Annotated in this window: 10 protein-coding genes and 1 pseudogene; 6 read left to right on the top strand and 5 right to left on the bottom strand. The window is 73.2% G+C overall.

The window, feature by feature from the left end; genetic code table 11:
- Window positions 1-143: 143 nt before the first annotated feature.
- Window positions 144-524: pseudogene (locus tag ACIQNG_RS15150) on the bottom strand (STAS domain-containing protein); the annotation flags it as partial.
- Between the two features lie 375 nt (window positions 525-899).
- On the opposite strand from ACIQNG_RS15150, the gene ACIQNG_RS15145 reads away from it, so the two are divergent.
- Together ACIQNG_RS15145 and ACIQNG_RS15140 are read left to right on the top strand one after the other, a co-directional pair.
- Window positions 900-1490: a sigma-70 family RNA polymerase sigma factor gene (locus ACIQNG_RS15145; protein ID WP_401428380.1), complete on the top strand. Its 591-nt coding sequence runs from the start codon at window positions 900-902 to the stop codon at window positions 1488-1490.
- A 146-nt stretch (window positions 1491-1636) separates the two neighbouring features.
- The gene (locus ACIQNG_RS15140; protein ID WP_401485693.1) at window positions 1637-2875 is read left to right on the top strand and encodes a maleylpyruvate isomerase N-terminal domain-containing protein; all 1239 of its coding nucleotides are present in this window, start codon (window positions 1637-1639) and stop codon (window positions 2873-2875) included.
- A gap of 75 nt (window positions 2876-2950) precedes the next feature.
- Here the strand turns inward: ACIQNG_RS15140 and purU are convergent, their stop codons facing one another.
- On the bottom strand, window positions 2951-3835 hold the full coding sequence (gene purU / locus ACIQNG_RS15135; protein WP_401428378.1) for a formyltetrahydrofolate deformylase: 885 nt from the start codon (window positions 3833-3835) through the stop codon (window positions 2951-2953).
- Window positions 3836-3865: 30 nt separating this feature from the next.
- Window positions 3866-4366: a hypothetical protein gene (locus ACIQNG_RS15130; protein ID WP_401485227.1), complete on the bottom strand. Its 501-nt coding sequence runs from the start codon at window positions 4364-4366 to the stop codon at window positions 3866-3868.
- Window positions 4367-4483: 117 nt separating this feature from the next.
- On the opposite strand from ACIQNG_RS15130, the gene ACIQNG_RS15125 reads away from it, so the two are divergent.
- Window positions 4484-5830: an ABC transporter substrate-binding protein gene (locus tag ACIQNG_RS15125; protein ID WP_401485226.1), complete on the top strand. Its 1347-nt coding sequence runs from the start codon at window positions 4484-4486 to the stop codon at window positions 5828-5830.
- 42 nt (window positions 5831-5872) lie between these two features.
- On the opposite strand, the gene ACIQNG_RS15120 is transcribed toward ACIQNG_RS15125, so the two are convergent.
- Both ACIQNG_RS15120 and ACIQNG_RS15115 read right to left on the bottom strand, forming a co-directional pair.
- Entirely contained in the window at window positions 5873-7897 is a 2025-nt protein-coding gene (locus ACIQNG_RS15120) for a hypothetical protein (RefSeq protein ID WP_401485224.1), read from the bottom strand.
- A gap of 202 nt (window positions 7898-8099) precedes the next feature.
- Window positions 8100-9485 carry a transcriptional regulator gene (locus ACIQNG_RS15115; RefSeq protein WP_401485222.1) on the bottom strand — a complete coding sequence of 462 codons (1386 nt, stop codon included), beginning with the start codon at window positions 9483-9485 and terminating at the stop codon, window positions 8100-8102.
- A gap of 846 nt (window positions 9486-10331) precedes the next feature.
- On the opposite strand from ACIQNG_RS15115, the gene ACIQNG_RS15110 reads away from it, so the two are divergent.
- The 3 genes from ACIQNG_RS15110 to ACIQNG_RS15100 all read left to right on the top strand — a co-directional run bounded on the left by ACIQNG_RS15110 (window position 10332) and on the right by ACIQNG_RS15100 (window position 13645).
- Window positions 10332-10985 (top strand): bifunctional DNA primase/polymerase, encoded by a 654-nt coding sequence (locus ACIQNG_RS15110; RefSeq protein ID WP_401485220.1) that lies wholly within the window; start codon window positions 10332-10334, stop codon window positions 10983-10985.
- 93 nt (window positions 10986-11078) lie between these two features.
- The gene (locus ACIQNG_RS15105) at window positions 11079-11846 is read left to right on the top strand and encodes an ABC transporter ATP-binding protein (RefSeq protein WP_401428364.1); all 768 of its coding nucleotides are present in this window, start codon (window positions 11079-11081) and stop codon (window positions 11844-11846) included.
- A 233-nt stretch (window positions 11847-12079) separates the two neighbouring features.
- Entirely contained in the window at window positions 12080-13645 is a 1566-nt protein-coding gene (locus ACIQNG_RS15100) for a transporter (protein WP_401428362.1), read from the top strand.
- Window positions 13646-13792 lie beyond the last annotated feature (147 nt).

Genomic DNA, 13792 nt, shown 5'->3' with positions numbered 1-13792 from the left:
GCCGACAGACGGCTCGGCTCCCCGGGTCGGGCACCCCGCCCGGCACCACGCCCCGCACCCCCGTCGCCGACCCGCTCGACACCTCGATCGACACCCCGTTCGACACCTCGATCGACACCCCGCTCGGCGTCACTCCCGGTGACGTCCTGGGTGACGGCCGAGGTGAGATCGGGCTGGACGTCGAAGAGCCGTCGTACCCCGAGGGCGTTGATCACCCGGTTCACATGGGAGCCGGACCCGGAGCCGGTGCCGGCGTCCTCGGCGCCGTGCGCGGGCAGCACCATGCGCAGCCGGCCCTGACAGGAGCGCAGCAGCCGGCGGGCGCCGATCAGCACCCCGACCCCGCTGGAGTCGCAGAAGAAGACATCGGAGAGGTCGATCACCACCCGGTGGCGCCCCTCGGCGACCGCGTCGTGCACCCGCTGCCGCAGCGTCGGGGAGGTCATCAGGTCCAGCTCGCCGGAGACCCGGAGGACGGTCCACTCACCGTGCTCCTCGCCGGTCACTTTGAACGCCACCACCATGCCCTTCGTCCGCCGGATCCACGAACCCCCGTGACCGCCCGCAACCGGAGCCAGTTCCTACGCTTCCCTTCAGCGCGGCTGCCCAGCCGCCGTTCCCCGAAACGCTCTCGTGAAAACGAAAAGCGGTCGATAAAGGCTTGTTTCAGTCGCCTTTGATCCTGTTCGATCGTATTTCAAGTGGGTCTGATCATTCGAAGGGTGGGTAGGCGCGACAGAAGCCGTGAGGTGTAGCAAAGGTCGCCTGACCGTACCCGGCCCGCCGAGGGCGTGCGTCGCCACAAAGGGGCGTGCGTCGTAAGACGTGCGGACTAGATTCGGGAACAAGGCGGGCGCACGCTGATCACCGGACCGACACCAGCACGGGGAGGGAGCCGCATGGCGCAGCAGGGCACACCGCCGCGAGGGGACCGCAAGATGCAGCAGCGGCTCGCGCGTGGCGAGGCCGCCGCCCTCGGTGAGCTGTACGACCGCTTCGCCTCCCTCGTGCACGGTCTGGCCCACCGCGTGCTCGGCGACGAACAGGCCGCCGACGCCGTCACCCGCGAGGTCTTCGCCCACGTCTGGGAGCGCCCGGACACCTACGACCCCAGACAGGGCCCGCTGCGCTCCTGGCTGGCCACGCTCACCCACCGCCGCGCGGTGGCACGGCTGCGCACCAGCGAGAGCGCCGCCCTCGCCATCGGCGGCGGCACCACCGAGGACCTGGAGCGCACGGTCCGCCGCGCCGCCGTGGGCGCCCGCGCCGACTACATCGTCCAGTCCATGCCCGCGCCCCTGCGCGCCGCCCTGGAGCTGGCCTACTTCCAGCGGCACGACTACCGCCGCACCGCCGTGGACCTCGGTGTCACCGAGGACGAGGCCCGGCGCCGGCTGCGCCTGGGCCTCCAGCTCCTCGCCACCGCCCACGACACCGGCACGCCCGGCGGCACACCCGGCGGCCCGCCCGGCTACGGAGGTGCCGTGTGAACGCGCACGACGGGCGCGACCACCCGGACGACGGGGAGGGCGACCAGCCGGGCCCCCAGGGGGCGAGACACGGGGACGGGCCCGGCGGCGGACGCCGGGACCGGACCCGGGGCACCTTCGCGTGCGAGGGACCGGGCGGGCGCGCGATGTCGCCGGCCGGGTACGGCGGTGAGGTGGCCGGCCGGGTCGCGCGGCAGCCGCGGATACCGCTGCCCCGCGGCTCCGTCGAGGACGGGGAGCTGCCGTCGCCGGACCTCGCGCCGCCGCCGACGCCGGGCCTGGATCACCAGGTGCTGAGGTCGCTGCTGGGTGCCTGGGCGCTGGCCGCGTGTTCGCCGGAGGAGGCGGGTGCCGTCGAGGAGCACCTCGGCAGCTGCGCCGGGTGCGCCGACGAGGCGCTGCGGCTGCGGGCGGCGGTCGGGCTGCTGCATCCGCCGGAGACCCTGGACCTGGACCCCGCTCTGCGCACCCGCGTCCTGGAGCACTGTCTGGGCCGGCGCCCGCCGCGCATCCCGGTCCCCGTCTGGGCCCGGTCGTACGACGCGGAGACCGCCCGGCTGGACGCGCTGCTCCAGGACTTCGGGGACGCCGAGTGGGACGCGCCGGTGCGGCTGCGCTGGTTCGACGGCGCGGCGGCGACGAGCCGGCCCACCACGGTCGGCGGGGTGATCGGCCATCTGCTCGCGGTGGACGGGCTGATCGCCCTCGCGCTGGGCCTGGCCGACCCGCTCGGCGAACCGCCGCCCGACGGAACCGGCCCGGCGGGGCGTACGGAGACGTACTGGCGCACCGGGCACGGGCCGCCGGCGCACGCGGTGCGCGGGCCCTGGCGGGACCAGGTGCACGACATCGTGCGGACGGCGTCGTTCACGGGCAGCGGCGCCGGGAAACTGCCGGTGTCCTACGGCGAGTTCACGCTTCCGCTGCACGACGCGCTGACGGACCGGGCGTTCGAGTGCTGGGTGCACGCGGAGGACATCGCGGACGCGGTGGACTACCCGTACGATCCGCCGTCCCCGCGCCATCTGCACCACATGATCGACCTGGCGGCGCGGACCCTGCCGACGGCGCTGGCGGCCCGCCGTCAGGCGGGGCTCGCGCGGCCGGCCGAGACCCGCCATCTGGTCACGGCCGGCGGGCCGGGCCGCAGCGTCCGGCTGGAGATCGAGGGTTCGGGCGGTGGTGAGTGGCTGATCCCGCTCGACTCCCCGGCGGCGGTCGGCTCCGCCGACCACGAGGTGGCCCATGTCGCCCTGGACGGCATCGAGTTCTGCCATCTGGCGGCCGGTCGCGTCCCGCCCGAGGAGGCGGTGGCGGGCCAGCTCGGCGACCGCACCGCGATCCGCGAGATCCTGCTCGCGACGGCGACACTGAGCCGCCTGTGAGAAGGATCCGGGGCGTCCGAGGCACCCAGGACTTCCATTGGCTCCGGGACGCCGGGATGATCCGAACGGCAGGCCCTAGGCGAAGACGACCGTCCGGCGGCCGTTGAGGAGGATCCTGCGCTCGGCGTGCCACTTCACGGCGCGGGCCAGCGCCTGGCACTCCACGTCGCGGCCCACGGCGACCAGGCCCTCCGGGGTGACGTCGTGGCCGACCCGCTCGACCTCCTGCTCGATGATCGGTCCCTCGTCGAGGTCGGCCGTGACGTAGTGCGCCGTGGCTCCGATCACCTTCACACCGCGGGCGTGAGCCTGGTGGTACGGCTTCGCGCCCTTGAAGCTCGGCAGGAAGGAGTGGTGGATGTTGATGATCCGGCCGTTGAGCTGCTTGCACAGATCGTCCGAGAGCACCTGCATGTACCGGGCGAGCACGACCAGCTCGACGTCCTGCTCCCGCACCAGCTCCAGCAGCCGCGCCTCCGCCTCGGCCTTGGTGTCCCGCGTCACCGGAATGTGGTGGAAGGGAATGCCGTAGGAGGCCACCAGCTCGGCGAAGTCGGTGTGGTTGGACACCACCGCGGCGATCTCCACCGGCAGCGCCCCGGTCCGGGCGCGGAACAGCAGGTCGTTCAGGCAGTGCCCGAACTTGCTGACCATCAGGACGACCCGCATCCTGTCCTCGGCCCGATGGATCTGCCAGTCCATCTGGAACGAGTCCCCGATCGCCGCGAAGCTGGCCCGCAGCTTCTCCACGGTCACCGGCGACTCCGCCGAGAAGTGGACCCGCATGAAGAACAGTCCCGTGTCGTGGTCACCGAACTGCTGGCTGTCCTCGATGTTGCAGCCGGTCATGAAGAGGTAACTCGACACGGCGTGCACGATGCCCTGCTTGTCGGGGCAGGAAAGGATGAGGACGTACTGCTCGGCGGGGGCCGCGGCGCTACCGGTGGGCTGATCGTTCATGCACCACAGGGTGACACACCCCCGCCGGGTTCACGCGGATCGCGTGAGGATGTGCAGCACCTCCAGGGTCCGCGGCGGCTCGTCCGGGTCCTCGCCGTCACTGACGGCCATCCGCACATGGGCGTCACGCGCCGCCCGGATCGCCTCCGGCCAGGACGCGTGCTGGATGTACGAGGAGACGGCGGCGTCCGGGCCCACCTGGTGCATGATCCGCAGCACCCGCAGGACGGCGGTGTCCACGAGGGCCGCCTCCTGGGAGTCCCGGAAGATCGTGCCGACGTATTTCTCGGCCGACCAGTTGTCCAGCCAGGTGTCCTCGACCAGCCGGTACACGGCGTCGGTGACGTCCCCGTAGCCCTCGGCGCCGGCCAGCCAGACGTCCCGCTGGAACGCCGGATCGGAGAGCATGTGCAGCGCGGAGCGCACATTGCTGCGCCAGCGCCACCACGGCATGTCGTTGAGTGGCATGCCGCCCATGGTGGAGGAGCGACGGCCGCGACGGGAAGAGTTCTCCGAACCTTGCACGGTCACCGATCGTACGTTCCTCACCCCGCGCCCCGCAGCGCCCCCCGTAATTCACCCGGGCGTCACCGCGTATTGACCAAGGGTCACGCTCGGGTTAGGGATGTGGCGGAATCGTGCGGACCCATGACCGGCAGGCGCCTCACCCGAAGCACTTTCCCCTCCGCCGTACACGCCTCTTCCCCGGCCGACGGTTCCCCCGCCCCGTCCCGGCCCCCGGTGAGAGCCGGGATCCGCGCGACGGCCGCCCTCGTGGCGTGCGCCGCGCTCACCGTCGGCTGCGGGGCCGTCACCGGGCTGCCCGGCGGCGACGGGACCTCCGCGATCACCGTGATGACCTGGGCCCCGGAGAAGACCGACGCCACCAACAAACCCGGCATGCCGGCCTTCGCCCGCGCCTACGCGCGCGGGATCAACGCCAAGGGCGGGCTCGGCGGCCGGAAGCTGCGCGTACTGACCTGCAACGACAACAACTCCAGCGTGGGCGCGGCCAAGTGCGCCGAGCGCGCGGTGAAGGAGCGGGCGGTCGCCGTCGTCGGCTCCTACAGCCAGCACGCCACCTCCTTCTTCCCCATCCTGGAGAGCGCCGGCATCCCCTACATAGGGGGTTCCGGCACCACAAGCGCCGAGTTCACCTCCCCGCTGTCCTACCCCGTCAACGGCGGACAGCCGGCGCTGCTCGCCGGGCTCGGCAAGGAACTGGCCGCCGAGTGCGGCACGGCGGTGCTGGTACGGCCCGACACCATCGCGGGCGACGAACTGCCCGCCCTGTTCAACGCGGGCCTGGCGGCGGGCGGCGGCAAGGCGGCCGGTGATCTGCGGGCCCCCGAGGACGCCACCGCGTACACCGGCCCCTCGCAGCAGGCCCTGGAGCGGGCGACCGCCGACCCGCTCACCGACGGCGCCTGTGTGGTCCCTGCCCTCGGCGACCGCACCAGCACCTTCATGGACTCCTTCCGCCGGGTCCGCGAGGACTACCAGCACGTCCGCACCGGTACGGTGCTCGGCAGCGTCGACCAGACCGCCATCGACGCCTCCGGCGGCCGGTCCGGCCCGTACGAGGGGTCGTACGTCACCGGCTGGTACCCGGTGGCGACGGACGCGCGCTGGGACCCGATGAAGAAGGTGATCAGCGAGCAGGCGTTCACCGACACCCGGATCGACCCGGGCGACGCGGGGGTGCAGACCACCTGGATCGCCTACACCGTGTTCGAGGCCGCCGTCGACAGCCTCGGCGGCGGCGACGTGAACGCCGACACCGTACGGCGTGCCCTGGACTCCGGGATGAGGATCGACACCGGCGGTCTCACCCCCGACCTGCGCTGGGAGTTCTCCGGCGCCCTGGGCTCCGTCGGCTACCCCCGGCTGGTCAACGCCAACGTCACCCTCCAACTGGTGCGCGAGGGCCAACTGGTCGCCGCGGGCGACGGGTTCCTCGATGTGACGCGGACCCTGGCCGACGCGGACACCTGAGCGCGGGCCGCCCCCACCGCGTGGGGGCGGCACCCGTGCCGGTCACAGCTGGGTGGGGGTCCGCTCCGTCAGCCCGTGCTGCTTGGCGATCGGGTTCCACAGCCGCGCCGCCTTCTCCTTCTCGGCGGTCGCGGTGCCGCTCTGCCGGTTGCCGGACCGGGTGCTCCCGGTCGCCTTCGCCTCGCCCTTGCGGCAGGACTTCTTGTTGCCCGCCACCTCGTCCGCCCAGGCCGCGTAGTGGTCGTCGGCCGCCGCGGACGCCTGCCACGCCTTGGTGAGCGCGGTCGTCAGCTCGGTCGTGTCCGGCAGCTTGTCGACGGTGAGACCCGACAGCCGGGTCACCAGGTCGTTGCGCTGCTTCGCCGCGCCCCGCAGATCCTCGGCCGCCTGGCCGAGGTTCTTGCAGGACTTCACGTCCGCCACCGCGTTGATCACGGTCGTCCGGCTGTTCCCGCTGTCGGCGAGCAGCTTGTCCAGCTCCACGGCCTGCGCCCGCACCGGGTCCACGCTCGGCGACGGCGACGCCTCCTCGCTGGGCGCCGGCGCCTCGGCCGACACGGTCTTCGGCTCGTCCTTGTCGCCGCCCCCGCCGCCCATCAGCGCGCCCGTGCCGACCCCGACGACCGCGATCCCGACGCCGATCGCCGCGAGCAACGGCACCCGCGAACCGCCCCGGCCGCCACGCCGCCCAACGTTGTCATCGCGGCCCGCGCGATGCCCCCGTCCACCGGATCCCGCGTACGGGGCACCCGCCCGGGGCGTCTGCCGCGGCCCCGTCCCCGGGCCGTCGGGCCCCGGCTGCGGGAAGCGCGGCATCTGCTGGGTGGAGGCGGCCGGGCTCTCCCCGGGCTCCTCACGGAACAGCCCGGCGAACTCGGCGGGCGGCCCGCTCCGGCCGGGCGCGGCACCCGGGGCTCCCCCGGTCACCGGCGGGATGAACTGGGTGGCCTCGGAGTCCGACCCGCCGCCCGGCGCGGGCCGCTGCGGGGCCCGCCCGAGGAATGTCGTCGTCACCGCGGTCCCCGCACCGGCACCGCCCTGCGGCACCTCGGGCGGCAGCGCGCCGGGCCCGACGGGCGGCAGCAACTGCGTCGCGCCCTCGTCCGCCGCGGGCATCTGCCGCGGCAGCCCGGCGGACGGGAGGTACTGCGTCGCCTCGGCCGCCGACTCCGGGGCCGGGCCCGCGGGAACCGGCGGGATGAACTGGGTGGCGGCCTCGTCGACCGGCCGCGGGGCCGCGTGTGCGCCCCCGTGCGCGGGTTGACCGGGCATCGGACCGGCGTGCGCCGGGGGCAGCGGACCGCCGTGGGTCTGCGCCGGCGGGGCCGGGAGGTCCTGCACCGGCGGCAGATACTGCGTCGCCGGATCGGCCGCGCCCTGCGGGGCGGGCGGGAAGCCCTGGTGAGGGCCTTGAGCGTGATGCTGGTGCTGGTGCTGACCGTAGGGGCTCTGTGCCTGTGCCTGTGCCTGTGCCGGGGGCAGGGGGGCCGACGGGGCGGGGGCGCCGTAGGGCTGGGGGGTGTCGTACGGGGCCGCGGTCCCGGTCCCGGTCCCGTTCCCGGCCGGGCGCTGGGCGCCGTACGGATTCGAGGTGTCGTAAGGCTGCGGGGTGTCGTACGGGTTCGGGGTGTCGTACGTCGGCGCGTCGCCGTACGGCTGTCGGGCCGTCTCCGGGGGGAGCGGGCCCGGGCCGGGGTGCGAGGGCGGCGGGTCCGTCCAGGGGGCGGGCTCCTGCTGGGCCGGGGCCCACGGCCGGTCCTGGGCGGCCTGCCAGGGCTGGTCGGCGGGCGGGGCCGCGGGCTGGTCCGGGCCCCACGGCTGGTCCCACGCCTGCGCGCCCGGCGGTGCCGCGGGCGGTGACGTACCGCGCGGTACGCCGGACACCGCGCCGCCTTGTATCGCGCCGCCTGGTGGCGGACCTCCGGACAGGGCGCCGCCGGGCGGCACCGGTCCGGCGCCGCCCTGGTTCAGCGCGCCCGGCAGCAGGGGCTCACCGCCGTCGGAAGGCAGCACAATGCCTTCGCGCGCGGGTCGCGAGGGCTCCTCGCCCTGTCCACTCTGCGTCACCGGGACTCCTACGAATGGGGGACCTTCGGAATCGTCGGCTCACGCTACCGGGTCATCCGAGCGCGATGCCACGCCGCACAGAACAAGACGTCTTGCCCTGTGACCGGCGTAACGAAACCGGCCCGCCCTTCGCTGCTGATGTCACCTCCCGTTCCTCGCCCTTCGTGTTCTCCACGGGTTCACCCCGCGTCCGAGCGGGCGTTCACGCCGCCGGCTGAAGATCCAGCCGCGCCCCGAACTCCCGTACCACCGGCTCCTCCTGGTACGGCTCCAGCCGCTGCTGGAAGTCCTCCAGGTACTCGGCGCCCCGGTTGGAGCGCAGGGATCCGAGGAGTTCCACGGCCTTCAGCCCGGTACTGCACGCCTCCTCGATCTCCCGTTTCTGCACCTGTGCCGTGGCGAGCAGCACATAGCCGATGGCCCGCCTGCGCGCCCGGGTCTCCGGGTGCCCGGCGAGGGACTCCTGGGCGCACCGGGCCGCCGCGTCGGCCTGGCCGAGGTCGCGATGGCAGTGGGCCAACTCGTCGGCGAGGTACGCCCCGTCGAAGTGGGCGATCCACACCGGGTCGTCGCCGGAGTCCGGATCGGCCCGGTCCATCGCGCCGACCGCCCGCGAGGACGCCAGTTGGGCCGAGCGCGCGTCGCCGAGGAGGGCGTGTCCGCGCGCCTCCGCCGCGTGGAACATCGCCTCCGCCCGGGGCGTGACCTGTCCGCGCGCCCCTTCCTGCGCCGCGCGCGCCAACTGGGCGATCTCCCGGGGGTTTCCGAGCTGCGCGGCGAGATGGCTCATGGACGCGGCCAGCACATAGCCGCCGTACCCGCGGTCGCCCGCGGCCTGGGCGAGGCGCAGCGCCTGGATGTAGTAGCGCTGGGCGAGGCCGGGCTGTCCGGTGTCGACGGCCATGTAGCCGGCCAGTTCGGTGAGCCGGGCCACCGCGGCGAACAGATCGCGTCCGATCGCCTCCCGGTAGGAGCCGGCGAGCAGCCCGGAGACCACGCTGTTGAGGTAGTGCACGACGACCGGGCGCACATGCCCGCTGCCGTACTGGTGGTCGAGGTCCACGAGCGCCTGGGTCATGGCCCGTACGGCGGCCACGTCGGACTGGCCGACGCGCGGCCCCGCCGAGCGGGCGACCTGGGTGTCCGGGGAGGAGATCAGCCAGTCCCGGCTGGGCTCCACCAGCGCGGAGGCGGCGACGGACGAGCCGGACAGGAAGTCCCGGCGCCCGACGTCGCTGCGCCACAGCTCGCAGACCTGCTCGATGGCTCCCAGCACCGTCGGCGAGAACTGGAGCCCGACGCCCGAGGCGAGGTTCTTGCCGTTGGCCATGCCGATCTCGTCGATCGTGACCGTACGGCCGAGCTTGCGGCCGAGGGCCTCGGCAATGATCGCCGGGGCGCGTCCGCGTGGCTGCTGTCCGCGCAGCCAGCGCGCCACGGACGTCTTGTCGTAGCGCAGATCGAGTCCGTGCTCGGCGCCGCACATGTTGACCCGCCGGGCCAGCCCTGCGTTCGAGCAGCCCGCTTCCTGGATGAGCGCCTGCAGCCGTTCATTGGGCTGCCGCGCGACGAGTGGCCTAGCGGCCATGGGCTTACCCCCTGCTTTCTGGCGGACGCCTAGGGTGACCCTTCGGCCGACCGCCGTATGACAACGGTGCGTGCCCGCGCACCGAGTTGACGTGACTTCCCGGCCGGGGCTCCCGTTGTCCCCCTTTCGGTCCGTCGGAATCGCTCGGTCCGTCGGGGCCGTGCGGTCCGTCGGGGCCGTGCGGGTTCCTTATGGTTCCGTCGGGTTCCGTCGGGTTCCGTCCGGTCCCGTCAGGTTCCATCCGGGCCCGTTTGGTCATTCCGGTCCGTCTGGGTCCGTCTGGTTCCGTGGGTTCCGTGGGTTCCGTGGGTTCCGTGGGTTCCGTGGGTTCCGTGGGTTCCGTCGGGCCCCTTCCGGGCCTTCCGGCCCTTGCGGGACCTCTGGTCCTTCCGGGACCGCCGGTCCGTCCGGTCCGTCCGGTCCGTCCGGGACTTCTGGTCCGTCCGGTCCTCCGGTTGGGTTCCTCCGGTTCGGGTCCCTTCCGGTTCCTCCGGTTCGGTCCTTCGGGTTCGGTCCTTCCGGTTCCTCCGGATCCCGGGGGCACTTCCGGTCCCTTGTGGGTTCCGGTCGTTTCCTTCTGGGTTCCGTACGGTTCCTTCCGGGAGAGGGTCGAAAAGATCCGGCCGGGGAGATCATTGCCCCGTGGACATACCGCTAATGCGAGACATTCGAGGATTGCCGGGGTAAAGGCGGATGGCGCCCCCACACGTGGCTACCCAGGTCCCGCCACGGATCCTCCCGCGCGCCCCCGCACATGCATCCATGCGCCCCGGAGCCAGGAGCGATGCCCCTCCCCGGCGCGCGCCGCGCCCGTAACCCGGGATTGGCCTGGGAGTTGTGTTCAGCGTGAAAGAGACGATCCCGGGCACCGAGGCCGGACAGATTCCGCAGCAGCGCGGGGAATCCCTGCTGGAGACAGCCGTACGTTATGCCGAGGAGCGCCACTGGGACGTGGTCCCCGGCACCTGGCTGGAAGCCGTCGACGGCGGGCGGCGCTGCTCCTGCGCGGATCCGGCGTGCGATGCGCCCGGTGCGCACCCCGCGCGCCCCGACTGGGCGACCCAGGCGACCGGGAGCGCGACCGTCGCACGGCGGATGTGGCAGCGGCAGCCGACCGCGTCGATCCTGCTGCCGACGGGGCGGACCTTCGACGCGATCTCCGTCCCGGAGACGGCCGGGTTCCTGGCGTTGGCGCGGATGGAGCGGATGGGGCTCACGCCGGGTCCCGTGACCTCGGCGCCGGACCGGCGGATGAGCTTCTTCGTCCTGCCGGGCGGGGCGGCCAAGGTGCCGGATCTGGTGCGGAAGCTGGGGTGGACGCCGGGGTCCCTCGATCTCGTGGTGCTGGGGGAGGGCGGGTTCGTGGCGGCGCCGCCGACGCGTTTCCTGTCACGGGGGGCCGTGCAGTGGGCCTGCCGGCCCACGCCTGCGAACCGGTGGCTGCCGGATGCGGAGGAGTTGGTGTCGGCGTTGGCGTACGCGTGTGGGCGGGATCGCTGACGCGGTGCGTCCCGGGCGCGACGGGTTTTCTGTCTCCGGCCCCGTAGGACTCGGCTTTTTCGCAGGTCAGGTAGGGGCGCGTAAAGTTCGCGTATGACCTCTGCTGTTCGTATTGGTGGGCTCTGGAAGCGGTTTGGTGATCAGGTCGCCGTCGGGGGGATCGATCTCGATCTGCCGGCGGGGAAGTTCATCGGGCTGGTGGGGCCCAATGGCGCCGGGAAGACCACGACGTTGTCGATGGTGACCGGGCTGCTGCGGCCCGATCAGGGGTCCGTCGAGGTCGTCGGGTACGACGTGTGGCGGGACCCGGTGGAGGTCAAGGCGCGGATCGGGGTGCTGCCGGAGGGACTGCGGCTCTTCGAGCGGCTGTCGGGGCGGGAACTGCTCGCCTACACGGGGCGGCTGCGCGGACTGCCGGGGGACGAGGTCGACAAGCGGGCCACGCAACTGCTCGACGTACTCGATCTCGCGGGGGCGCAGCACAAGCTGGTCGTGGACTACTCGACCGGGATGCGCAAGAAAATCGGGCTGGCCTCCGCGCTGCTGCACAACCCCGAGGTGCTGTTCCTGGACGAGCCGTTCGAGGGGGTCGACCCGGTCTCCGCGCAGACCATCCGGGGGGTCCTGGAGCGGTACACCGCCTCGGGCGCGACCGTGGTGTTCTCCTCCCATGTGATGGAGCTGGTGGAGTCGCTGTGCGACTGGGTCGCGGTGATGGCGGCCGGGCGGATCCGCGCGCACGGGACGCTGGCGGAGGTCCGCGGCGACGCCCCGACCCTTCAGCAGGCGTTCCTCACCCTGGTGGGCGCGGGCGGCCGGGACACCGGTTCGGACCTGGACTGGCTGGGCGGTACGCGATGAACGACGCCCCGGGCACACAGGGCACGCCGCCGGACGCCGCGGGTACGCAGGGCACTTCGGGCGCCGCGGGTACGCAGGGCACTTTGGGCGCCGCGAACACACCGGGCACGCCGAACACGACGGGCGCACCGGGCTCCGCGAACACACCGGGCACACCGGGCACACCGAGCCCTCCGAGCACCCCGAGCACCCCGCGTCACCCGGTCGCCGCCGCTGGTCTGACCGCCACCTTCGTGCGGTTGAAGCTCTCGCTGCTGCGCAACGGGCTGCGCCAGTCCGGTGGGCGGCGGTTCGCCTTCATCTCGTCGGCCGTGGTCGTCCTGCTCTTCGCCGCGCTCCAACTGCTCGGGCTGATCGCCCTGCGGGGGCACGAGCACGCCGGCGCGGTGATCGTGCCGCTGGTCGCCGTGCTGGCACTGGGCTGGGCGGTGATGCCGCTGTTCTTCCCCGGCGGGGACGAGACGCTGGACCCGACCCGGCTGGTGATGCTGCCGCTGCGGCCCCGGCCGCTGGTGCGGGCGCTGCTGGTGGCGTCGCTGGTGGGCATCGGGCCGGTGTTCACGCTGTGTCTGCTGGTCGGTTCGGTGATCGCGGTGGCGCACGGTACGGCGGCGTTCGTCGTCGGCCTGGTCGCGATCGTACTGGCGCTACTGGTGTGCGTGGCGCTCGCGCGGGCCGTGGCCGCCGCCAACATCCGGCTGCTGACCAGCCGCAAGGGCCGTGATCTCGCGGTGCTCAGCGGACTGGTGATCGCGGTCGGCGCGCAGTTCGTGAACTTCGGGGTGCAGCGGCTCGGCTCCTCCGGGCTCGGCCAGCTCGAACCGGCCGCGGAGGTGCTGCGCTGGCTGCCGCCCGCGTCGGCGCTCGGTGCCGTGGAGTCGGTGAGCGAGGGGGCGTACGGCATCGCCGTGGCACAGCTCGCGGCGAGCGTGGCGGCGCTGGCCGGGCTGCTCGCCCTGTGGGCGCGGCATCTGGACCGGCTGATGATCTCGCCGGACGGCTCGACCCTCCAGGCCGCCGGGGACTCCTCCGTACGGGACCCTTCGGCGCGCGGGCTCGCGCGGCTGCTGCCGGGCGGGCGGACCGGGACGGTGATGGAGCGCAGTCTGCGCTATGTGTGGCGGGACCCGAAGACCAAGGCGGCCTGGGTGACCTCGCTGGCCATCGGTCTGATCGTGCCGGTGTTCAACGCGCTCCAGGGCACGGGCTCGGTCTACTTCGCGTGCTTCGCGGCGGGGATGCTCGGCATCCAGATGTACAACCAGTTCGGGCAGGACACCTCGGCGTTCTGGATCGTCGCCATGACCGTGTCCTCGACCCGGGACGCGTATGTGGAGCTGCGGGCGCGGGCGTTCGCCCTGCTGGTGATCACCCTGCCGTACGCCACGCTCGTCACGGTGCTGACCACGGCGCTGCTCGGCGAGTGGGAGCGGCTGCCGCAGGTGCTGGGGCTGTCCTTCGCGCTGCTGGGCGCGATGCTGGCGACCGGCGCGTGGACCTCGGCCCGCTACCCGTACTCCATCCCGCAGGAGGGCTACAAGAACGTGGCCCCCGGTCAGAGCGGGCTCGCCTTCCTGTCGATCTTCGGCGGCATGGTCGCGGCGGCCCTGCTGTGCTCCCCGGTGATCGTCCTGACGGTCCTGCTCAACACCGGTGCGGGCGGCGACGAGTGGACCTGGCTCCTGTTCCCCTTCGGCACGGCCTACGGCGTCGTCCTGGCCTATCTGGGCCTGAAGCTCGCGGCCCCGAGGACGGCGGGCAGTCTGCCGGAGATCCTCACGGCGGTCAGCAAGGGGTAGCGGCGCCGCCCGAGCGCCGCCGGGATCCAGGTCGGGTCGGGTCGGGTTGCGCCGGGTCGCTTCGGGTCGGGGTCCGGGCCGGGGTCCGGGCCGGGGTCCGGGTCCGGGCCGGGGTCCGGGTCCGGGCCGGGGTCCGGGTCCGGGCCG

Source organism: Streptomyces sp. NPDC091377 (assembly GCF_044757045.1).
In the GTDB taxonomy this organism is placed as follows: Bacteria; Actinomycetota; Actinomycetes; order Streptomycetales; family Streptomycetaceae; genus Streptomyces.
The sequence above is the reverse complement of the archived record's forward strand: the minus strand, read 5'-3'. Positions and strand labels throughout refer to the sequence as shown.

What these genes read in the sequence shown, in the direction of transcription:
- ACIQNG_RS15145 (WP_401428380.1), top strand. Translation starts at nt 900, where the DNA reads ATGGCGCAGCAGGGCACACCGCCGCGAGGGGACCGCAAGATGCAGCAG.
- ACIQNG_RS15140 (WP_401485693.1), top strand. Translation starts at nt 1,637, where the DNA reads ATGTCGCCGGCCGGGTACGGCGGTGAGGTGGCCGGCCGGGTCGCGCGG.
- purU (WP_401428378.1), bottom strand. Translation starts at nt 3,835, where the DNA reads ATGAACGATCAGCCCACCGGTAGCGCCGCGGCCCCCGCCGAGCAGTAC.
- ACIQNG_RS15125 (WP_401485226.1), top strand. Translation starts at nt 4,484, where the DNA reads ATGACCGGCAGGCGCCTCACCCGAAGCACTTTCCCCTCCGCCGTACAC.
- ACIQNG_RS15115 (WP_401485222.1), bottom strand. Translation starts at nt 9,485, where the DNA reads ATGGCCGCTAGGCCACTCGTCGCGCGGCAGCCCAATGAACGGCTGCAG.
- ACIQNG_RS15105 (WP_401428364.1), top strand. Translation starts at nt 11,079, where the DNA reads ATGACCTCTGCTGTTCGTATTGGTGGGCTCTGGAAGCGGTTTGGTGAT.